Source organism: Hallella absiana (assembly GCF_025457485.1).
In the GTDB taxonomy this organism is placed as follows: Bacteria; Bacteroidota; Bacteroidia; order Bacteroidales; family Bacteroidaceae; genus Prevotella; species Prevotella absiana.
This window is the reverse complement of record NZ_JAMXSP010000023.1, coordinates 25,060-44,929: the sequence shown is the minus strand read 5'-3', so window position 1 is coordinate 44,929 and position 19,870 is coordinate 25,060. Positions and strand designations below refer to the sequence as shown.

The window sequence follows — 19,870 nt, the reverse complement described above, 5'->3', positions numbered from 1 at the left end:
CATTTTGGGTGGCTATTGCGGTGGGGTCCCACCTCTTCCCATTCCGAACAGAGAAGTTAAGCCCACTTGCGCCGATGGTACTGCAATGCAATGCGGGAGAGTAGGAGGCCGCCCTCTTTCAACAAGAGCCCTTGAAGACAGAAATGTTTTCAAGGGCTTTTTTTGTACGCCCCTCTCTAGCTCTCCCCGAGGGGAGAGAATTGCTAAACCATACCATCTGCACGAATTATATGCTTTGTGGGTATTGCGGTCCCCTCCCCTCGGGGAGGGCTAGGGAGGGGCCTATAATAATTTCCTTTTCTTTTCGTTATCCATAATACTATGCAATGGACAGATAGAATCAGGCAGGTGAAGATTATTCTTGTGGTTATGGCAATCGTTATTGCCGTGGCCTCGCTTGTTGTGTCGCATAGTATGACGCGTGACTTGGAGGCGCAGGAACGCAGCCGCATGGAAGTCTGGGCGGAAGCTATGCGGTCGCTCAACCAGGCTGATGAGAACACGGATCTGAATCTTGTGTTGAAAGTGATTAACGACAACAATACGATTCCAGTCATTGTGCTCGACAGTAATGGAAAGGTGACAGACTTCCGCAATCTTTCCATCAATGCCTCTTCCCGTGCGGACAGCCTGACGAAGGTCACTCGGATCGGTCATGAGCTTTTAGCCAGAAAACGTAACATCAGGATCTTCCTCGAAGAGCGGCATCGCGACTATATTGATGTCTGCTATGATGAGTCGTTGATGCTCAAACGTCTTTCCTGGTATCCCTATGTGCAGTTGGGAGTGGTTCTTCTCTTTGTGGTGGTAGCCATCTTTGCTTTACTCACCTCTAAGCGTGCAGAACAGAATAAGGTGTGGGTGGGTTTGTCGAAGGAGACTGCTCATCAGCTGGGTACGCCAATCTCCAGTCTGATTGCTTGGGTGGAGATACTGAAGGAGACCTATCCCGATGATACGTTGATACCGGAGATGGACAAGGACGTAAAGCGTCTGCAACTCATCGCAGACCGCTTTTCTAAGATTGGTTCTGTGCCGGCTCCTGTGCCTACCGACCTCTTGGAGTTGTTGGGACATGTTGTCGACTATATGGACCGCCGTACAAGTAAGAAGGTGAAGATCCTGACCGATTTCCCTGCTCATCAGGTGATCGTGGATCTCAATGGCTCCCTCTTTGAATGGGTGATAGAAAACCTGTGCAAGAATGCCGTGGATGCCATGGGCGGCGAGCAGGGAACTATCACGCTGAAGGTGGAAGAGACCGACACATGGGTGTACTTGGATGTGAACGATACCGGCAAGGGCATCCGCAAGCGTAATATAAATAATGTGTTCCGCCCGGGCTTCACCACTAAAAAGCGCGGATGGGGACTGGGGCTGAGCCTTGCCAAACGTATTGTGGAGGAATACCATCATGGACGTATCTATGTCAAGGAGTCCGTGGTTGGGAAGGGTACGACTTTCCGTATAGAATTGCGTAAGTGCCACGCATAGCCTTTGTTATCATTCCTCTTTTAAGAAAGTTTTTGCAGATAAATTTGACGCTATCAAAAAAAAGTAGTAACTTTGCAAACCAAATGTGATATGTCTGTTTGTGATATGTCTAATTTAGAGCAGTTTAAGATAGACTTAAAAGGCTTGTCGGAAGGCGACAATGTCTTTGACTTCGATTTGAGCGACCCTTACTTCGAGGCTATTCAGGCCCCGGCAGTGAAACGTGGCCGTGTGCATTCCTCGTTGACGATCCGTCGTACGGGAGACGTGTTCTATTTGGATTTTCACACAGACGGCTTTGTCATTGTTCCTTGCGATCTCTGCTTGGAAGACATGGAACAGCCCATAGAGAGCGACGACCATCTGGTGGCAAAGTTTGGAGAAGACTATTCGGAGGATGACGACCTCGTCACGGTCAGGGAAGACAACGCTATTCTCGACGTGTCGTGGTTCATCTATGAATTTATAGAGCTCAGTATTCCACTCAGGCATGTGCATGCACCTGGAAAATGCGACCCTGCCATGATGAAGATTCTGAAAGAACATTCGGCCGCCCGAAGCGGTGATGAGGATACAGAGCCTGTGGATTCCCGATGGGCAGCATTGAAAAAGATAAAAGATAAAAATTAAAGATTAAACAATTATGGCACATCCTAAAAGAAGACAGTCTAAGACTCGTACACTCAAACGTAGAACTCACGATAAGGCAGTAGCCCCCACATTGGCAGTATGCCCTAACTGCGGCGCTTACTATGTCTATCACACCGTTTGCCCGACATGCGGTTACTATCGTGGCAAAGTCGCTATCGTTAAGGAAGCAGCTGAGTAATGGGAAAGATTAACGCGATAATCACAGGTGTTGGCGGCTACGTGCCCGACTATGTCCTCACCAACGAGGAACTGTCGCGCATGGTAGACACCAGCGATGAGTGGATTACTACGCGTGTCGGCATCAAAGAGCGCCGTATCCTCACTGAGGAAGGCCTCGGATCAAGCTATATGGGGCGCAAGGCTGCTAAGCAGCTGCTTCGTAAAACCGGCGTAGATCCGGATACCATTGATGCACTCATCGTCTCGACAACGACTCCTGACTATCCTTTCCCCTCTACGGCAAGCATCATTTTGGGTAAGCTGGGACTGAAAAACGCTTTCGCCTTTGACATGTCCTGCGCCTGCTGCGGCTTTATCTATGCCCTTGAGCAGGCTTGCTCGATGATTCAGAGCGGCCGTTACAAAAAGATCATCGTGGTTTCTGCCGAGAAGATGTCGTCGATTGTCGACTACACCGACCGACAGACCTGTGTGCTCTTTGGCGACGGTGCTGGTGCTGTGCTCGTGGAGGCAACGGAGGAAGAAGGCATTGGCTTCCAAGAATCGTTCTTGCGTACCGATGGTGCAGGCCTGCCCTTCCTTCACATGAAGGCCGGCGGCAGTGTATGCCCTCCCTCGCATTTCACGGTAGACCATCGTCTGCACTATATCTATCAGGAGGGGCGCAACGTGTTCCGCTATGCCGTGACAGATATGAGCGATGATGTGGACTACATCATGAAGCACAACGGCCTGACGGCTGATGACGTAGACTGGGTGATCCCGCACGAGGCTAACCTGCGTATCATCGATGCAGTGGCCAAGCGTGCCGATCTGCCGATCGAGAAGGTGATGATCAACATCGACCACTACGGCAATACCAGTTCCGCTACCATTCCTTTGGCTATGTGGGACAACGAAGCTAAGCTGAAGAAGGGCGATAACGTCATCCTCACTGCTTTCGGAGCCGGATTTGTTCACGGAGCTATGTATCTGAAATGGGCTTACGATGGTGCTGCCGCAGCAGCGGACAAAAAGTAACTCGTAAGATCCTTTATTCATAACAACAGAAAAACGCATCCTTCTTGTTATAGTAAGAATGCGTTTTTTTGTTTATTGATATTGTATGTTTAATTAAAAGTACTTATGCATAAGGCCGGTTTTGTAAATATCGTAGGAAACCCCAATGTTGGTAAGTCCACACTGATGAATCAACTTGTCGGTGAGAAGATCAGTATCGCCACGTTTAAGGCGCAGACGACACGTCATCGCATTATGGGCATCGTCAACAAGCCCAACATGCAGATTGTCTTCTCTGACACGCCCGGCGTGTTGAAACCTAACTATAAGATGCAGGAGATGATGCTGGCATTCTCTGAGTCTGCCTTGGCAGATGCCGACATCCTGCTCTATGTCACAGATGTGGTGGAGAACCCGGAGAAGAATCTCGACTTTCTGGAAAAGGTCAGGGAGATGAAGATCCCAGTGCTGTTGCTGATCAACAAGATCGACGAGACCGATCAACAGCATCTCGGAGACATCGTGGAGAAGTGGCATGCCCTGTTGCCCAACGCAGAGATCCTTCCTATCTCGGCGCAGAACAAGTTCGGCATAGACATGCTCATGAAACGTATTGAAGAGCTGCTGCCCGAGAGTCCTGCTTATTTCGACAAGGATCAGTTGACCGACAAGCCGGCAAAGTTCTTTGTCTCCGAGATTATCCGCGAGAAGATCCTGCGCTATTACGATAAGGAAATTCCTTATTCCGTGGAGGTCGTCGTGGAGCGCTTCAAGGAAGACGAGCATCACATCCATATCAATGCTGTCATCTATGTAGAGCGCGACTCGCAGAAAGGCATCATCATCGGACATCAGGGCACTGCCTTGAAGAAGGTGTCGTCGGAAGCCCGCAAGAGCCTTGAGAAGTTCTTTGGTAAGGCGATCTACTTGGAGACCTTCGTCAAGGTTGACAAAGACTGGCGTAACTCTCAACGGGAACTCGACCACTTCGGGTACAACCCGCAATAAGAATGATCAATGGTGAGTGTTGACGCATTCTACACTCCTATATTCCCCTGACTGTATGGCAGGGTGCACTCTCCTTCGGGAGGGCCGAAGAATGTTAAACTTCAGAAATCAAACAACGAAATGGCAAATTTAGTAGCTATCGTAGGACGCCCTAATGTGGGCAAGTCCACACTTTTTAATCGTATGACCCAAAGCCGTAGGGCTATTGTAAGTGATGTGGCCGGTACCACACGCGACCGCCAATATGGCAAGTGTAGTTGGAACGGCAAAGAGTTCTCTGTCGTAGATACGGGCGGCTGGGTCGTGAAATCAGATGATATCTTTGAGGATGCCATCCGTCAGCAGGTGAGGGTCGCCACAGAAGAGGCAGACCTTGTGCTCTTCCTGGTGGATGTGGAGACAGGAGTCACAGACTGGGATGAGGATGTGGCGATGATCCTTCGCCGTGCCAAACTGCCGGTCATCCTTGTGGCTAATAAGGTCGACAATAGCGGCAACGCTTACGAAGCCGCAGAGTTCTATCGTCTCGGACTGGGAGATCCCGTCTGCATCAGCGCGGCAACGGGTGGCGGTACGGGTGATCTGCTCGACATGATACTGACCAAACTGCCAAACAATGTCGACGAAGCACCGGAGGAAAATATCCCGCGCTTCGCTGTCGTCGGCCGCCCAAATGCCGGTAAGTCAAGTCTGATCAATGCTTTTATTGGTGAGGAGCGTAACATCGTCACTGATATTGCCGGTACCACACGTGACAGCATCTACACACGCTATACCAAGTTTGGCTTTGACTTCTATCTCGTCGATACCGCCGGTATCCGCCGTAAGAATAAGGTGAGCGAAGACCTGGAGTTCTATAGCGTCATGCGCAGTATCCGTGCTATCGAGAACAGTGATGTCTGCATTCTGATGATCGATGCCACACGAGGCATTGAGGCTCAGGATATGAACATCTTCCAGTTGATACAGAAAAACAACAAGAGTCTGGTCGTCGTGGTCAACAAGTGGGACTTGGTGCAGGACAAGAGCCAGAAGGCCATCGACACCTTCAAGAATGCCATCCACAACCGTATGGCTCCCTTTGTTGATTTCCCCATCATCTTTGCCTCCGCGCTGACCAAACAGCGTATCTTCAAGGTGCTCGAAACAGCCAAGCAGGTCTATCTCAACCGTGAGACACGTATCGGTACGACGAAGCTCAACGAGGTGATGCTGCCGATCATCGAGCAGACACCGCCACCTTCTACAAAAGGAAAGTATATCAAGATCAAGTATTGCTCGCAGTTGCCCAACACGCAGATCCCCTCTTTCGTGTTCTATGCCAATCTGCCGCAATATATCAAGGAGCCCTATCGCCGTTTCCTGGAGAACAAGATCCGTGAGAACTGGTCGATGCATGGCTGCCCGATCAATGTGTTTATCCGTCAGAAGTAAGATGCAGAGAGTATGGCGATATGTGGTGTTGGGTGCTGTCTTGTCCTTGCCTATGGCATGCAAGAAAGCTCCGACGCCCGCCGAGATAGCCGCCCATGCCGCGAAGGGCTATTACGACCAGCTGCTGGCAGGGAAGTATGAGGATTTTGTGGCTGGCACCTACATGCCCTATAAGATTCCGGACAGCTATCGCAAACAGTTGGAGGACAATGCCCGGATGTTTGTGGCACAGCAGGAGCAAGAGCATCGTGGTATCAAGAAGGTGAAGATTCTCGACGCCAAGGCTGATACGCTCAAGCATGTGGCCAATGTGTATCTGATATTTGAATATGGAGACAGCACTCGCGAAGAAGTGTGCGTGCCGATGGTGGAGAAGAAAGGCGTGTGGTACACACGCTGACGCTTCTCATCATGTAGATAATATAGAATAGAAAAACGCTTCCTCTCACAATGGAGAGGAAGCGTTTTTTTATGCTGCCGGGTGATCTAAGCGTTCTCTTCTTCCTGCATCTCCACCTTCTTCACCTTGCGGAACAGATCGCTGGCAAAGACCAGGTCGTTGAGTTTCTTGTTGGTGGAGCTGAAGACTTGGTCTTTGTTGCCCTGCCACTCCTTATGTCCTTTGTAGATGAAGACGATGTTCTCGCCGATGCCCATGACTGAGTTCATGTCATGGGTGTTGATGATCGTCGTCATCTGATAGTCTTTGGTGATCTCTGACAGCAGCTTGTCGATGACCAGTGAAGTCTTCGGGTCCAAGCCAGAGTTAGGTTCGTCGCAGAAGAGATACTTCGGATTGAGCACGATGGCGCGCGCAATGGCCACGCGTTTCTGCATACCGCCGGAGATCTCGTCGGGGTATTTGTTGCGGGCATCGAGGAGGTTGACACGCTCCAGACACTCCTGGGCTCTTCTTGCACGCTCACGGGAGGTCATGTTGGAGAACATATCCAACGGAAACTGCACGTTCTCTTGTACTGTCAACGAGTCGAAGAGAGCCGCTCCTTGGAAGATCATGCCCATCTCGCGCCGCATCATCACCTTTTCTTTCTTCGTCATCGCCGTGAAGTCGCGCCCGTCGTAGAGAATCTGGCCTTCGGTCGGCTCAAGCAGCCCTACGATATTCTTCATCAGCACGGTTTTGCCGGAACCACTCTGTCCGATGATGAGATTGGTCTTACCCGTCTCAAAGACAGTGCTGATGTTGTCGAGAACAGTCTTGTCCTCAAAGCGTTTCGTTAGATTTTTGACTTCTATCATAGCTTAACTCAGTAATTGCGTAAGGAAAACGTCGGAGAAGAGGATGAGCACGCTGCTGCATACGACGGCATCGGTGGAAGCCTTGCCCACCTCGACGGAGCCGCCCTCCACCGTGTAGCCGAAATACGACGATACGCTGGAGATGATAAAGGCGAAGAACAGACTCTTGATGATGCTCATCCACATAAACCAGGGATTGAAAGCGTGGTGCATGCCGGCAGTGAGATCGTCGGGCGACATCATGTGTCCGATGATCGCTGTGGCGTAGGCACCGATGATGCCCATGGCTGAAGAGAAGATCACCAGGAACGGCATGATGGTCACCAAACCGAGGATCTTCGGCAGGATCAGATAGTTAGCCGAGTTCACGCCCATGATATCCAACGCGTCGATTTGTTGTGTGACGCGCATGGTGCCCAACTCCGAGGCGATGTTGGACCCCACCTTACCGGAGAGAATCAGACACATGATGGAAGAAGAGAACTCCAGGAGCATGATCTCACGCGTGGTGTAGCCGGTAGTCCAACGTGGCATCCACGGACTGGAGATATTCACCTTCATCTGGATGCAGATGACTGCACCGATGAAGAAGCTGATCATCAGCACGATGGCGATGGAGTCGACTCCCAACTGAGACATCTCTTTAACATAGCGCTTCAAAAACATGCGCATGCGTTCCGGACGCGCAAAGGTGCGTCCCATCAGGATGAGATAACGTCCGAAAGTGGTGAGATAACGATGAAGCAACTTCAATAAAAGCATGGGCTATAACCTATTTGATGATGCAAAAGTAACCAAAATCCCATAAAAAACTGCAATAAACAGAAGAGTTTTTGCTTTTATCAATGTTATTAGGTGTTTTTTTAGTATTTTTGCATTCAAAACTATTATCATGGACGAAACATTACAAGCACTTGTGCAGCAGGAGACCGAGGCTCGCCCCGATGTGGAGCACATGACTCCTGAGGAAGTGGACAAGTTGCTCATGAGCAAGTTGAAACATAAGGAGTTGCATGCTGAGGGGTTGGTCAAGCGCTATGGCAAACGTACTGTGGCTGATCATGTCACGTTTAACGTCAAGCAAGGTGAGATCGTCGGATTGCTCGGACCTAACGGTGCTGGTAAGACGACCTCTTTCTATATGACGACAGGATTGGTCGTGCCCAACGAGGGACATGTCTTCATCGATGATAAGGAGATCACGAAGTTTCCTGTCTATAAGCGCGCCCGTGCCGGTATCGGATACCTGCCGCAGGAGGCCAGCGTATTCCGTAAGCTGAGCGTGGAAGACAATATCATGGCGGTGTTGGAGATGACGAAGCTGTCACACCAGGAGCAACTCGACAAATTGGAAAGTCTGATCAGCGAGTTCCGACTCAACAAGGTGAGGAAGAACAAGGGAGACCGTCTCTCCGGTGGTGAGCGCCGACGTACGGAGATTGCCCGCTGTCTGGCTATCGATCCGAAGTTCATTATGCTCGATGAGCCGTTTGCCGGTGTCGACCCTATTGCCGTGGAAGACATCCAGCATATCGTGTGGCGACTGAAATACCGCAATATCGGTATCCTCATTACCGACCATAACGTGCAGGAAACTTTGTCCATCACCGACCGTGCCTATCTGCTCTTTGAGGGACGAATCCTCTTTCAGGGATTGCCCGAGGAACTGGCAGCCAACAAAGTCGTGAGAAAGAACTATCTGAGCGACAACTTTGTCTATCGTAAGTTCCAGTCCAACGAGGAGGACAGAGCCTTTGCCGCCCAATCCCGAAAGTCTTTGCTTGCAGAAGTTTATGGCGGATAGTAACTAACAATGGAGATAAAAACTTACAAAAGTGCTTCTGCAATAACTTGCATTCTAGAGAGCGAAAAGCCAAAGAAATAGGGAGTTGAATGTCAGGAAAGGACTTTGAAAGTGAGAAAACAGTGATTTTGGTTGTCATCTCAGTGGTTTTACCTTGTCAGAACGGTGCTTTGATGAGGTAAAACCACTGAGATGATCGAAAATTCTCTAGATAATTTATGGAAGAAAAGGCGTTTTTGCAATGTGAGATAATGTAAATATAGTTCAACTTTCTGCTTATCAGGTAGTTATAGAATACTTGTAAAAATCGTAAAATCACGCCCAAGACCATGTCTGCTCGCAAAGATTGCCTTCTCGTGCCCGCTTTTTTGTCAGTTTATCCAACAATTGCTGTTCTTCCTTGCAGTTTCCAGTTCGCAAGCAGGCTCCCTTTGAAGTAATCCTACCGGTGCTGCGGACAATCCTGTCGTGCCTTATCGCTGAGTAGTTACGGCGCTGAGATGATGGTTAAAAAAACAAATTTTTCCACCTTATATTAGGTAGATTGGTAAAATATGCGTAATTTTGCCAGTCAGTATGGCTCTTGTCGCTCGACGGGCGATAAGAGTTTGCTGTTTCCTTACGGAGATAAGTCATATAATCCTTGCGGAGATAAATCATAAACAATATAAACCAAAGATGAAAGTTTCATTTGAAAATCCCGACAAGATCAACGGACTGTTGACCATCACTGTCGAAGAAGATGACTACAAAAACGATGTCGAGAAGGAGCTCAAAGAGTATCGTAAAAGAGCTAATATCCCCGGCTTCCGCCCCGGAAAGGCTCCTATGGGCATGATCAAGCGTCAGTTTGAGCCCAGCGCCAAGATGGACGCTATCAACAAGGTGCTCAATGACGAGCTCCAGAAGTATATTGCTGACAACAAGATTCAGATGCTCGGCGAGCCTTTGGCCTCTGACAAGCAGGAGCCTCAGGATCTGGAGAAGCCGGCTCCTTATACCTTCATGTTTGACATCGCCGTCGCTCCTGAGTTCAACATCGAGCTGAGCGACAAGGATACTGTCGACTATTACGAGATCACTGTCGACGATGCTCTCGTTGACAAGCAGGTGGATATGTTCGCCAACCGTCTTGGCGGATACGTTGACGTTGATGACTATCAGGAGAACGATATGCTCAAGGGTGACATCCGCGAGCTCGACGAGAAGGGCAACACCAAGGAAGGTGGCCTGACCATTGAGGCTGCTGTGCTGATGCCTAATTACTTGAAGAACGACGACCAGAAGAAGCTCTTCGAGGGTGCAAAGAAGGGTGACATCATCACCTTCAATCCTTCTAAGGCATACGACGGCAATGAGGTACAGATCTCTTCCCTGTTGAAGATCGAGAAGGATCAGGTTGCCAACTACCAGGGCGACTTCAGCTTCCAGATTACTGGCATCCAGCGCTTCCAGAAGCACGCTGTGGATCAGGAGCTCTTCGATCAGACCTTCGGCAAGGACGCCGTTAAGGACGAGAAGGAATTCCGTAGCAAGATCGCTGAGGGACTCAAGGAGCAGCTCGTTCGCGACAGCGACTACAAGTTCCTGCTCGATGTCCGCAAGTATGCTGAGGACAAGATCGGCCAGCTGACCTATCCCGATGCGCTTCTGAAGCGTGTCATGAAGCAGGGCAGCAAGGAGAAGGACGAGAAGAAGCTCAACGAGATGATCGACAAGAACTACGAGGCAAGCCTCAAGGAACTCAACTGGAGCCTGATCCGCAACAAACTCTCTGAGCAGACCGGCATCAAGGTCAATGACGACGATGTCAAGGAGGCTGCCCGTGAGACCGCTCGCATCCAGTTCGCACAGTATGGCATGAGCAACGTTCCTGAAGAGTACATCAACAACTACGCCGATGAGCTCCTCAAGAAGCGTGAGAACGCCCAGGGCTTTGTGGATCGCGCTATCGACGTGAAGCTCTCTGACGCTTTGAAGAAAGTCGTCAAGCTGAACAAGAAAGAGATCAGCCTTGATGATTTCAACAAGATGATGGGCGAGTAATGTGCGCATAAAATAAGATTTTAATAAAAAATAATCTCTTGATTGAAGAGGTTACCAGCTTTTTTTATTATCTTTGTGTAATCAACACGAGGATTAGGTTTGAAACCGGTAAAAAGAGCTGATAACCTCTTTTCTCGTATTTGACTATTAACATTGAATATATTAAGGAAATCGAATGAACAACGACTTTAGAAAATTTGCCACGGGGCACTTAGGCATGAACGGCCTGGCTCTGGATGATGTGGTCAAGGCGCAGCAACAATATCTCAATCCGTATATCCTCGAAGAGCGTCAGCTCAACGTCACGCAGATGGATGTGTTTTCACGACTGATGATGGACCGCATCATCTTCTTGGGAACTGAGATCGACGACTATACAGCCAATACGCTTCAGGCTCAGTTGCTCTACCTCGACTCTGTCGACAACGGTAAGGACATCTCTATCTATGTCAACTCTCCCGGCGGCAGCGTGACGGCAGGACTGGGTATCTACGACACCATGCAGTTCATCACCAGCGATGTGGCAACGATCTGTACGGGTATGGCTGCCTCTATGGCTGCTGTGCTGCTTGTCTCCGGCACCGAAGGCAAGCGCTCCGCGCTGCCTCATAGCCGCGTGATGATCCATCAGCCCTTAGGCGGTGTGCAGGGACAGGCTTCGGATATCGAGATCGAGGCCCGTGAGATCCAGAAGTTCAAGAAAGAACTCTATACCATCATCTCCAACCACTCCCACCAGCCTTACGAGAAAGTATGGAAAGACAGTGACCGCAATTACTGGATGACCGCTGAGGAGGCTAAGGAGTATGGTATGATCGATACGGTGTTAACAAGAAAGCAATAATCTTAGTAACCAGGAGGAATAAGAAAACATGCCGAAAAAAGTATGTAGCTTCTGTGGTCGTGACGAATCACAGGTAAAGTTGCTCATCACAGGACTCAACGGTTATATCTGTGAGGACTGTGCAGTGCAGGCTTACAAGATAGTAAAGGATACCGGCGTTCTCGGTAATGTGGATGAGGAGGCCAGCGAAAAGTCTAAGGAGGCTTTCCGCAAGAAGACGCGTATCCCCAAGCCAAAGGAAATCAAGAAATATCTCGACGAGTATGTCATCGGTCAGGACGAGGCCAAGCGCTATCTGTCTGTGGCTGTGTATAACCACTACAAGCGTTTGCTCCAACCGTCGGACGACGATGGCGTGGAAATCGAGAAGAGCAATATCATCATGGTAGGCTCTACGGGTACAGGTAAGACGTTGCTGGCCCGCACCATCGCCAAATTGCTTGACGTGCCTTTCACCATTGTCGACGCTACGGTGTTTACCGAGGCCGGCTACGTTGGTGAGGATGTGGAGAGCATCCTGAGCCGTCTGCTTCAGGTGGCCAACTACGATGTGGCAGCTGCCGAGCGTGGTATTGTCTTCATCGATGAGATCGACAAGATTGCCCGCAAAGGCGACAACCCCAGCATCACACGCGATGTCAGTGGCGAGGGTGTGCAGCAGAGCATGCTCAAACTCTTGGAAGGAACCATGGTCAACGTACCGCCAAAGGGCGGCCGCAAGCATCCTGATCAGGACTATGTGCATGTCAACACCAAGAACATCCTGTTTATCTGCGGTGGTGCCTTCGACGGCATTGAGCGTAAGATCGCACAGCGACTCAACACGCATACGGTAGGATACAACTCCGTGCAGAACGCCCGTCATATCGACCGCGGCGATCTGATGAAGTATATCCTTCCGCAAGACTTGAAGTCGTTTGGCCTGATTCCAGAGCTGGTTGGCCGTCTGCCGGTGCTGACCTATCTCAATCCTTTGGATCGTGATGCTCTGCGCCGCATCTTGGTAGAGCCGAAGAACTCTATTGTCAAGCAGTACATCAAGCTGTTTGAGATGGACCACATCACGTTGTCCTTCACCGAGGAAGCTCTCGACTTCATCGTCGACAAGGCTGTAGAGTACAAACTCGGCGCCCGTGGCCTGCGCTCTATCGTGGAGGAGGTGATGATGGATGCCATGTTTGACGTGCCGTCAAAACGCATCAAGAAGTTTGAGGTGACGCTTGACTATGCCAAGCAGCAATTGGACAAGGCTCATCTGCAGCGACTCGAATCGGCTTAACCGGCTTGGCATTCAAGACACTCGCAGGTAGAAAATCAATGGCAGAGGCCGTGGAAGCGGCCCTCTGCATATTACATTATTAATAAGAATCATCTAAGGAGCATGCAATGACTAAGGAAGTGGACTTGACTCAAGCATTGAAGAAGTACTTTGGCTTTGATCATTTCAAGGGCGATCAGGAAGCGATCATCCGCAATCTCATGGCTGGCAACAACACCTTTGTGCTGATGCCTACCGGTGGCGGCAAGAGTCTGTGCTATCAGTTGCCGTCGCTGATCATGGAGGGAACGGCTATTGTCGTGTCGCCTTTGATCGCACTGATGAAAAACCAGGTCGACGTCATCAATGGCCTGACAGAGGAAGACGGCCTGGCTCACTTCCTTAACTCCTCGCTCAACCGTGCTGCCATCAACCGTGTGGTGGATGACGTGCACAGCGGGCGCACGAAGTTGTTGTATGTGGCTCCTGAATCTCTAAATAAAGAGGAGAACCTTGAGTTCTTCTCTTCTTTCCATATCTCTTTCTATGCCATCGATGAGGCGCACTGCATCTCGGAGTGGGGACATGACTTCCGCCCTGAATACCGAAACATACGGCCTACCATCAATCGCATCGCTGAGATACAGCATGTCGACTCCGTGCCCGTTATTGCCTTGACGGCAACAGCTACGGACAAGGTGCGGTCAGACATCAAGAAGAGTCTCGGCATCCTCGACGCGGAGGAGTTCCGCAGTTCCTTCAACCGTCCTAACCTCTACTATGAGGTGCGGCAGAAGATCAGCGAGGAGGATACCGACAGCCAGATCATCCGGTTTATTAAGCAGCATCCCGGCAAGAGCGGCATCATCTATTGCCTCTCGCGCAAGAAGGTGGAAGAGCTGGCCAAGAAGCTTCAGATCAATGGCTTCAAGGCAGCGCCCTATCATGCCGGCCTCGACTCAGAGTTGCGCACAAAGACGCAGGACGACTTCTTGAAGGAAGAGATCGATGTCATCGTGGCGACCATCGCCTTTGGCATGGGCATCGACAAGCCCGACGTGCGCTTTGTCATCCATTACGACATCCCCAAGAGCCTTGAGGGCTACTATCAGGAGACGGGCAGAGCCGGACGTGACGGCGGTGAGGGCATCTGCATCGCTTTCTATTCTCCAAAGGACTTGAAGAAACTTGAAAAGTTCATGGAGAACAAGGATGTCAATGAGAAAGAGATAGGCTATCAGCTCTTGCAGGAGACCAAGGCCTATGCCGAGTCTTCAGTATGCCGTCGCAAGATGCTGCTCCACTATTTTGGTGAGGAATATCCGCAGGACAACTGTGGTAATTGCGACAACTGCCTGCATCCGCAGAAGCAGTTCGAGGCTACCGATGCTTTGCTCATCGTCCTCAATGCCATCAAGGCAGTGAAGGAAAACTTCGACCAGGCTTATATCACCGACTTCGTCAAAGGGCGGGCTACGGACAACATCGTGCGCCATGGCCACAACAAACTGCCGGAGTTCGGTGCCGGAGCCAAACTCAACGAGGAGGACTCCTCTATTTGGAATCCCGTCATCCGTCAGGCTATGATCTCGCATTATATTCGTAAAGATGTGGAGAACTTCGGACTGTTGAAGCTGACGCCCGAGGGCAGGATGTTTATCAAGAGCCCGAAACCGTTCTTCGCTGTTCACGACCGTGAGTACGACGACGTGGAGGAGAATGCCGAGGGCGGTGTGAGTGCCTTAGACCAGGAGTTGCTCGGCTTGCTCAAAGGTCTGCGCAAGGATGTGGCCCACAAACATAACCTTCCGCCTTATGTGATCTTCCAGGACATCTCACTCTCGCAGATGGCGACGAGCTTTCCCGTCACTATGGAGGAACTGCAGCAGATACAAGGTGTAGGGCAGGGCAAGGCACATAAATATGGTAAGCCCTTTGTAGATCTCATCAAGAAGTATTGTGAGGACAACGACATCCAGCGGGTGGACATGATGCGTGTCATCAGTCTGCCTAAGAAGTCGATGAAGAAGTTGAAGATCATCGAGCTCATCGACCGTCGTGTGCCCTTGGATGAGATCGCCTCGATGCAGGGCTGTGGCTTCGATGATCTGATCGACGACATCGAGTCCATTGTCAACAGCGGCATGAAGGTTGACATCAGCTATTATCTCGATGACGATGATGTCATCGACCCCGATGAGGTGGACGACATCTATGACTATTTCCGCAACAGCGACAGCGATGATGTCGACACAGCCATCGATGAATGTGAAATTTATGACGATGACGGAGGTCTCACCGCAGAGGAGAAAGTACGCCTCGTTCTGATCAAATTCCTTTCTGAGCAGGCCAACTGATCTCCTTATCGCTGTTAAATAGCATTAAAGGCTAAAGAAATGGAGTTGCTCAATCTCCCTATTCGGAAAAAAATGAGTATATTTGCACGCAATAAATTTCTAAAAATCGTTTTATGTCATCATTTGTTGCAGATAAAATTGTGATGGACGGACTCACATTTGATGATGTCCTGTTGATTCCTGCTTATTCAGAAGTACTTCCTAAGGAAGTGTCGTTGAAAACCAAGTTTTCACGTCACATCGAACTCAACGTTCCTTTCGTAACGGCCGCTATGGACACGGTGACCGAGTCATCGATGGCCATTGCCATTGCGCGTGAGGGCGGTATCGGTGTCATCCATAAGAATATGTCTATCGAGGAGCAGGCTCGTCAGGTGGCCATCGTCAAGCGTGCAGAGAACGGTATGATCTATGACCCGATCACCATTCGTCGCGGCCGCACCGTCAAGGATGCTTTGGATATGATGCACGACTATCATATCGGCGGCATTCCCGTGGTAGATGAGGAAAACCACCTCGTGGGTATCGTCACTAACCGCGACCTCCGTTTCGAGCGTCACATGGATAAGCTCGTCGACGACGTGATGACATCAGAGAATCTGGTAACCACACATCAGCGCACAGACCTGTCTGCTGCCGCACAGATTCTTCAGGAAAACAAAATTGAGAAACTCCCTGTGGTTGACAATGCCAACCATCTTGTGGGTCTGATCACTTATAAAGATATTACGAAAGCCAAGGACAAGCCGATGGCTTGCAAGGACGACAAGGGTCGTCTGCGCGTTGCTGCCGGTGTCGGTGTCACTGTTGACACGCTCGACCGTGCGCAGGCCTTGGTAGAGGCCGGCGTAGATGCCATTGTCATCGATACCGCTCACGGCCACTCTAAGGGCGTGGTGGGTAAGCTCCACGACGTGAAGGCTGCCTTCCCCAACTTGGATGTCATCGTCGGCAATATTGCTACCGGTGAGGCTGCCAAGTATCTCGTCGACAACGGTGCTGACGCAGTTAAGGTAGGTATCGGCCCGGGTTCTATCTGCACCACGCGTGTCGTTGCCGGTGTCGGTGTGCCTCAGTTGAGTGCTGTCTATGATGTCTACTCTGCATTGAAGGGTACAGACGTGCCATTGATCGCTGACGGTGGCCTACGCTATTCCGGTGATATCGTCAAGGCATTGGCTGCCGGTGGCAGTAGCGTGATGATCGGTTCACTCGTTGCCGGTACCGAGGAGAGTCCTGGTGAGACGATTATCTTCAACGGACGTAAGTTCAAGAGTTATCGTGGTATGGGTTCTTTGGAGGCTATGGAGCAGAAGAACGGTTCCCGTGACCGTTATTTCCAGAACGACATCCGCGATGCCAAGAAACTTGTGCCGGAGGGTATCGCCGGCCGTGTACCTTACAAGGGCACCGTACAGGAGGTGATCTATCAGCTCACCGGTGGTCTGCGCTCAGGTATGGGCTACTGCGGTGCTCCTGACATCGTACGCCTGCACGACGCTAAGTTCACCCGCATCACCAATGCCGGTGTGCTCGAGAGCCATCCTCACGATATCACGATCACAAGTGAAGCTCCGAACTACTCGCGTCCCGAGTAATCATTACTTTGCATGAACAAATTATTCTATAGGAAATATATGATAGTGGGCGCCATGCTTTTGTGTGGCACCCTCTCTTTTGCTCAGAGCGACGATCCCGTCATCATGACCGTCAACGGTCATCCGGTTCTTCGCTCTGAGTTTGCGTATTCCTATAAAAAGAACAACACCAATGGTGTTCTCGACCGTAAGAGCGTACGCGACTACGTGCCGCTGTTTATCAACTATAAGTTGAAGGTGGAGGCTGCCAAGGATGCGCATCTCGACACGCTGTCGTCCTACAAGAAGGAGTTTGCCGGTTATCGCGACCAGCAGATCCGTCCGGCGATGATCGACAGTGCGGACGTAGAGGCTGAGGCCAGGAAGATCTATGAGGAGACCCGCCGGCGCATCGACGATAATGGTGGCATGGTGCGCGTCTCACATATCCTCCTCGCCATGAAGCAGAAGGCCACACCCGATGAGGAGAAGGTTGCCAAGCAGCGCATCGACTCGGTTTATAATGCTTTGCAGCATGGTGCGGACTTCGCTGCTTTAGCCCACAAAGTGTCTCAGGATCCGGGCTCCGCCAGTGAGGGCGGTCAGTTGCCTTGGATTGTCAAGGGACAGACCTTTCCGGAATTCGAGAATCAGGTGTGGAGTCTGAAAGACGGTCAGCTGAGCAAGCCTTTCCTTTCGCCGGCCGGTTGGCATATCGTTTTAAGACAAGGCCATCAGCCTTTCTTCTCTTACGAGAGTCAGCGTGCCGACATTCTGCGGTTTATCGACCAGCGCAACCTGCGTGAGCAGATCATCAATCAGAAGCTCGACACACTGGCCAAGCAACGCCATACCACTCCCGACGCTGTGTTGGCGGCTAAGCGGGAAGAGATGGAGAAGCAAGATCCCAACCTGAAATATCTTATCCAAGAATACCATGACGGACTGTTGCTCTTCGCCATTGCCGACAGCATGGTGTGGCAGAAAGCCAAGAACGACGAGGCCGGTTTGGAGCAGTACTTCCGCAAGAACCGCAAGCGCTATCGTTGGGATGCGCCTCGCTTCAAAGGTATTGCCTACTGCACACGTGCGCAGGAAGACATAGATAATGTGAAGAAAACCGTGAAGCGTTTGCCGTTCAGCCAGTGGGCAGAGAAGCTTCGTACCACTTTCAATGCCGATTCCGTGCTTCGCATCCGTGTGGAGAAAGGCATCTTCCGCATGGGCGACAACGCTTTGGTGGACAAAGAAGTCTTTGGTAAAGACACGATTGCCAAGCCTGTCAAGGACTATCCCTATATGGCTGTCTACGGCAAGAAGCTCAAAGCACCCAAAGAGATGGACGATGTGCGTGAACTCGTCGTGGCTGATTATCAGGATGCCTTGGAAAAGAAATGGGTAGAGCAGCTCCGCCGTAAGTATCCTGTCATCGTCAACGAGGCTGTCGTCGACACGGTCAAGTAAGAAACAGATCAGAAATAGCAACATGAAAATAAGCAATAAGCGTCATATCCCCTTTGTCGCAGCACTTTTGTTGGCTGCGGCTTCTCTTTCGGCCATGACCACCGTTCCCGGCTTGCCGGGTTCTCTGGGTCGTGTGGTTTCAGATTCTACGTCACATGACAGTACGCCCAAAGAGGAAGCTCCGATTCCCGAGAGCAGTGTCATCGATGAAGTCGTGTGGGTGGTGGGCGACGAGCCTATCCTCAAGTCCGATGTAGAGATGATGCGTATGCAGGGCCAGCAGGAAGGTATGACGTGGGGCGGCAATCCCGACTGCGCCATTCCCGAGCAGCTTGCCGTGCAGAAGCTCTTCCTCCATCAGGCCGAGATCGACTCTATTGAGGTCAGTGAGTCTGAGATCGCCGCCGGCGTACAGCAGCAGCTCAACCGCTGGATAGAGATCGCGGGCAGCCAGGAGAAACTCGAAGAGTACCGCAAGGAGTCCATCAATGAGATTCGTAATGATATGCACGATGAGTTCAAGAACCAGCAGCTCATCCAGAAGATGAAACAGAAACTCGTCGATGACGTGAAGGTCTCCCCTGCCGACGTGCGCAGCTATTTCCGCAATGTCCCGAAGGACAGTCTGCCTTACGTGCCTACTGAGGTAGAGGTGCAGGTGATACAGGTCTCTCCGAAGATCAAGCAGAGCGAGATCAACCGTGTCAAGGACGAGCTTCGCGGATTCACCGAGCGTGTCAACAACGGTGAGACAAGCTTCTCCACTCTGGCACGTCTCTATTCCGAGGATCCGGGCTCTGCCCGTCAGGGTGGTGAACTGGGCTTTATGGGTCGTGGTATGCTCGATCCTGCTTTTGCCCAAGTGGCTTTCAATCTGACCGATCCTAAAAAGGTGTCGAAGATCGTGGAGTCGGAATTCGGCTATCACATCATTCAGCTCATCGACAAGCGTGGCGACAAGATCAATGTGCGCCACATCCTGCTGAGGCCAAAGGTGGCGCAGGACGAGATCGAAGCCGCCGAGCATCGCCTCGACTCGATCCGCACTGACATCCTTGCCGACAAGTTCACCTTCGAGGCCGGAGCCTCTTATATCTCTGATGACAAGGACACGAAGAACAACCAGGGTTTGATGTCCAACAGCACTGCTGACGGTATGACCTCGCGTTTCCAGATGAAGGAGTTGCCTACAGAGATCGCAAGAGTTGTCGACACGATGAAGGTCGGTGAGATCTCAGCACCTTTCACACGTATCAACAGCAAGAACAAGACCGTGGCGTGCATCATCAAACTCAAGAGTCGCGTGGACGGACACCGTGCCACCATCACAGAAGACTTCCAGGTGATGAAGGATGTGGTCCTGGCCAAGGAGCGCGAGAAGGTGCTCAACGATTGGGTTGTCGACAAGATCAAGCATACCTATGTCAGAGTCAACGACCGCTATAAAGATTGTAAATTTCAGTATCAGGGATGGATCAGATGACGTTCCGCAGA

Annotated in this window: 17 protein-coding genes and 1 rRNA gene; 16 read left to right on the top strand and 2 right to left on the bottom strand. The window is 50.8% G+C overall.

Annotated features, from left to right (window positions below; translation table 11 throughout):
- The first annotated feature begins 4 nt into the window (after positions 1-4).
- The 8 genes from rrf (at position 5) to NG346_RS11020 (ending at position 6,166) form a co-directional block, all read left to right on the top strand.
- Positions 5-117: ribosomal RNA gene (gene rrf / locus NG346_RS11055) — 5S ribosomal RNA — on the top strand.
- Positions 118-321: 204 nt separating this feature from the next.
- Positions 322-1,494: a sensor histidine kinase gene (locus NG346_RS11050; RefSeq protein ID WP_262280806.1), complete on the top strand. Its 1,173-nt coding sequence runs from the start codon at positions 322-324 to the stop codon at positions 1,492-1,494.
- 105 nt (positions 1,495-1,599) lie between these two features.
- Complete coding sequence (locus NG346_RS11045; RefSeq protein ID WP_262280805.1) at positions 1,600-2,124, top strand: YceD family protein; 525 nt, start codon at positions 1,600-1,602, stop codon at positions 2,122-2,124.
- 13 nt (positions 2,125-2,137) lie between these two features.
- Positions 2,138-2,323: a 50S ribosomal protein L32 gene (gene rpmF / locus NG346_RS11040; RefSeq protein WP_006848356.1), complete on the top strand. Its 186-nt coding sequence runs from the start codon at positions 2,138-2,140 to the stop codon at positions 2,321-2,323.
- Positions 2,323-3,345 carry a beta-ketoacyl-ACP synthase III gene (locus NG346_RS11035; protein ID WP_262280804.1) on the top strand — a complete coding sequence of 341 codons (1,023 nt, stop codon included), beginning with the start codon at positions 2,323-2,325 and terminating at the stop codon, positions 3,343-3,345. The genes rpmF and NG346_RS11035 overlap by 1 nt, the downstream gene beginning before the upstream one ends.
- A gap of 105 nt (positions 3,346-3,450) precedes the next feature.
- Positions 3,451-4,332, top strand: a complete 882-nt coding sequence (gene era, locus NG346_RS11030; RefSeq protein ID WP_154535493.1) for a GTPase Era — start codon at positions 3,451-3,453, stop codon at positions 4,330-4,332.
- Between the two features lie 120 nt (positions 4,333-4,452).
- Positions 4,453-5,766, top strand: a complete 1,314-nt coding sequence (gene der, locus NG346_RS11025; protein WP_154535492.1) for a ribosome biogenesis GTPase Der — start codon at positions 4,453-4,455, stop codon at positions 5,764-5,766.
- A gap of 1 nt (position 5,767) precedes the next feature.
- Positions 5,768-6,166: a hypothetical protein gene (locus tag NG346_RS11020; protein WP_262280803.1), complete on the top strand. Its 399-nt coding sequence runs from the start codon at positions 5,768-5,770 to the stop codon at positions 6,164-6,166.
- 86 nt (positions 6,167-6,252) lie between these two features.
- Here NG346_RS11020 and NG346_RS11015 read toward each other — a convergent pair whose 3' ends face one another.
- The gene (locus NG346_RS11015; RefSeq protein WP_262280802.1) at positions 6,253-7,026 is read right to left on the bottom strand and encodes an ABC transporter ATP-binding protein; all 774 of its coding nucleotides are present in this window, start codon (positions 7,024-7,026) and stop codon (positions 6,253-6,255) included.
- Positions 7,027-7,029: 3 nt separating this feature from the next.
- Complete coding sequence (locus NG346_RS11010; RefSeq protein WP_262280801.1) at positions 7,030-7,788, bottom strand: MlaE family ABC transporter permease; 759 nt, start codon at positions 7,786-7,788, stop codon at positions 7,030-7,032.
- A 223-nt stretch (positions 7,789-8,011) separates the two neighbouring features.
- Here NG346_RS11010 and lptB point away from each other — a divergent pair, with 223 nt between their 5' ends.
- The 8 genes from lptB to NG346_RS10970 all read left to right on the top strand — a co-directional run bounded on the left by lptB (position 8,012) and on the right by NG346_RS10970 (position 19,859).
- Positions 8,012-8,830, top strand: coding sequence for an LPS export ABC transporter ATP-binding protein (lptB, locus tag NG346_RS11005; protein ID WP_262280807.1), 819 nt, complete (start codon positions 8,012-8,014; stop codon positions 8,828-8,830).
- A gap of 678 nt (positions 8,831-9,508) precedes the next feature.
- Positions 9,509-10,876: a trigger factor gene (gene tig, locus NG346_RS11000; protein ID WP_262280800.1), complete on the top strand. Its 1,368-nt coding sequence runs from the start codon at positions 9,509-9,511 to the stop codon at positions 10,874-10,876.
- A gap of 175 nt (positions 10,877-11,051) precedes the next feature.
- Positions 11,052-11,720, top strand: a complete 669-nt coding sequence (gene clpP / locus NG346_RS10995; RefSeq protein ID WP_154535487.1) for an ATP-dependent Clp endopeptidase proteolytic subunit ClpP — start codon at positions 11,052-11,054, stop codon at positions 11,718-11,720.
- Positions 11,721-11,748: 28 nt separating this feature from the next.
- A complete protein-coding gene (clpX, locus tag NG346_RS10990; protein ID WP_262280799.1) occupies positions 11,749-12,999 on the top strand; it encodes an ATP-dependent Clp protease ATP-binding subunit ClpX in 1,251 nt (416 codons plus the stop codon).
- A gap of 107 nt (positions 13,000-13,106) precedes the next feature.
- A complete protein-coding gene (gene recQ, locus NG346_RS10985) occupies positions 13,107-15,335 on the top strand; it encodes a DNA helicase RecQ (protein ID WP_262288751.1) in 2,229 nt (742 codons plus the stop codon).
- 113 nt (positions 15,336-15,448) lie between these two features.
- Entirely contained in the window at positions 15,449-16,933 is a 1,485-nt protein-coding gene (gene guaB, locus NG346_RS10980) for an IMP dehydrogenase (protein WP_262280797.1), read from the top strand.
- 12 nt (positions 16,934-16,945) lie between these two features.
- Positions 16,946-18,376, top strand: a complete 1,431-nt coding sequence (locus NG346_RS10975) for a foldase protein PrsA (protein WP_262288750.1) — start codon at positions 16,946-16,948, stop codon at positions 18,374-18,376.
- Between the two features lie 22 nt (positions 18,377-18,398).
- Positions 18,399-19,859, top strand: a complete 1,461-nt coding sequence (locus NG346_RS10970) for a peptidylprolyl isomerase (RefSeq protein WP_262288749.1) — start codon at positions 18,399-18,401, stop codon at positions 19,857-19,859.
- The last annotated feature ends 11 nt before the right edge of the window (positions 19,860-19,870 follow it).

What these genes read in the sequence shown, in the direction of transcription:
- NG346_RS11050 (WP_262280806.1), top strand. Translation starts at nt 322, where the DNA reads ATGCAATGGACAGATAGAATCAGGCAGGTGAAGATTATTCTTGTGGTT.
- NG346_RS11045 (WP_262280805.1), top strand. Translation starts at nt 1,600, where the DNA reads ATGTCTAATTTAGAGCAGTTTAAGATAGACTTAAAAGGCTTGTCGGAA.
- rpmF (WP_006848356.1), top strand. Translation starts at nt 2,138, where the DNA reads ATGGCACATCCTAAAAGAAGACAGTCTAAGACTCGTACACTCAAACGT.
- NG346_RS11035 (WP_262280804.1), top strand. Translation starts at nt 2,323, where the DNA reads ATGGGAAAGATTAACGCGATAATCACAGGTGTTGGCGGCTACGTGCCC.
- era (WP_154535493.1), top strand. Translation starts at nt 3,451, where the DNA reads ATGCATAAGGCCGGTTTTGTAAATATCGTAGGAAACCCCAATGTTGGT.
- der (WP_154535492.1), top strand. Translation starts at nt 4,453, where the DNA reads ATGGCAAATTTAGTAGCTATCGTAGGACGCCCTAATGTGGGCAAGTCC.
- NG346_RS11020 (WP_262280803.1), top strand. Translation starts at nt 5,768, where the DNA reads ATGCAGAGAGTATGGCGATATGTGGTGTTGGGTGCTGTCTTGTCCTTG.
- NG346_RS11015 (WP_262280802.1), bottom strand. Translation starts at nt 7,026, where the DNA reads ATGATAGAAGTCAAAAATCTAACGAAACGCTTTGAGGACAAGACTGTT.
- NG346_RS11010 (WP_262280801.1), bottom strand. Translation starts at nt 7,788, where the DNA reads ATGCTTTTATTGAAGTTGCTTCATCGTTATCTCACCACTTTCGGACGT.
- lptB (WP_262280807.1), top strand. Translation starts at nt 8,012, where the DNA reads ATGAGCAAGTTGAAACATAAGGAGTTGCATGCTGAGGGGTTGGTCAAG.
- tig (WP_262280800.1), top strand. Translation starts at nt 9,509, where the DNA reads ATGAAAGTTTCATTTGAAAATCCCGACAAGATCAACGGACTGTTGACC.
- clpP (WP_154535487.1), top strand. Translation starts at nt 11,052, where the DNA reads ATGAACAACGACTTTAGAAAATTTGCCACGGGGCACTTAGGCATGAAC.
- clpX (WP_262280799.1), top strand. Translation starts at nt 11,749, where the DNA reads ATGCCGAAAAAAGTATGTAGCTTCTGTGGTCGTGACGAATCACAGGTA.
- recQ (WP_262288751.1), top strand. Translation starts at nt 13,107, where the DNA reads ATGACTAAGGAAGTGGACTTGACTCAAGCATTGAAGAAGTACTTTGGC.
- guaB (WP_262280797.1), top strand. Translation starts at nt 15,449, where the DNA reads ATGTCATCATTTGTTGCAGATAAAATTGTGATGGACGGACTCACATTT.
- NG346_RS10975 (WP_262288750.1), top strand. Translation starts at nt 16,946, where the DNA reads ATGAACAAATTATTCTATAGGAAATATATGATAGTGGGCGCCATGCTT.
- NG346_RS10970 (WP_262288749.1), top strand. Translation starts at nt 18,399, where the DNA reads ATGAAAATAAGCAATAAGCGTCATATCCCCTTTGTCGCAGCACTTTTG.